The following is a 670-nucleotide window of genomic DNA, read 5'->3' on the forward strand; positions in this document are numbered from 1 at the left end:
CCGCCTTGTTTTTGACCATCCGGCTGTCAGCATCGCGGATCTTCACCCGCAGGGCGTCGAAAATGACGATCGGATACATCCGGTCCAGCGCCCGATGCTGCCATTCCCGGACCTCGTCCAGCACGGCAGCGGTCACGCGGCTGATCAGGTCGGGCGAGACCCGCAGGCCATAGAGGTCCTCAAGATGGGCCTGAATGTCACGCACCGACAACCCGGCGGCATAGAGCCCGATGATCTTGTCATCCACTCCGTCGATCCGGCTCTGGCCCTTCTTCACCAGCTCAGGCTCGAAGCTGCCTTCCCGGTCGCGCGGCACCGAAAGCGGCACCTCGCCGTCCGAGCCCTTCACCCGCTTCGTTGCAACCCCGTTCCGGCGGTTGGTCTGTTCCGCCGGCGGCTCGGCACCAGCCTCATAGCCCAGATGCGCAGTCAGTTCGGCACCGAGCATCCGTTCCATAAGCCGGATCTTCAGTTCCTTCATCAGCCCGGCCAATCGTCGGGAAAATGATCCACCGGATCATTTTCTGATCCTCCTCATACCCAGCAGATCTTCAGGCCGCTTGCAGCCCTTCAACAGCTCGTCCAGCAGTTCGTTGGAAATCGTCATCGTCCTTGCTCCTCTCAGGAAGCATGGACCCAATCAGCCATACACAGAAGGCCTGACACTCTC

1 pseudogene is annotated in these 670 nt (G+C 61.0%); it reads right to left on the reverse strand.

Going from position 1 to position 670, the window contains the following annotated elements:
- Positions 1-607 (reverse strand): annotated as a pseudogene (locus HUK65_RS18550) (transposase); the annotation flags it as partial.
- Positions 608-670 lie beyond the last annotated feature (63 nt).

It is taken from the genome of Rhabdonatronobacter sediminivivens (genome assembly GCF_013415485.1).
Taxonomy (GTDB): domain Bacteria; phylum Pseudomonadota; class Alphaproteobacteria; order Rhodobacterales; family Rhodobacteraceae; genus Rhabdonatronobacter; species Rhabdonatronobacter sediminivivens.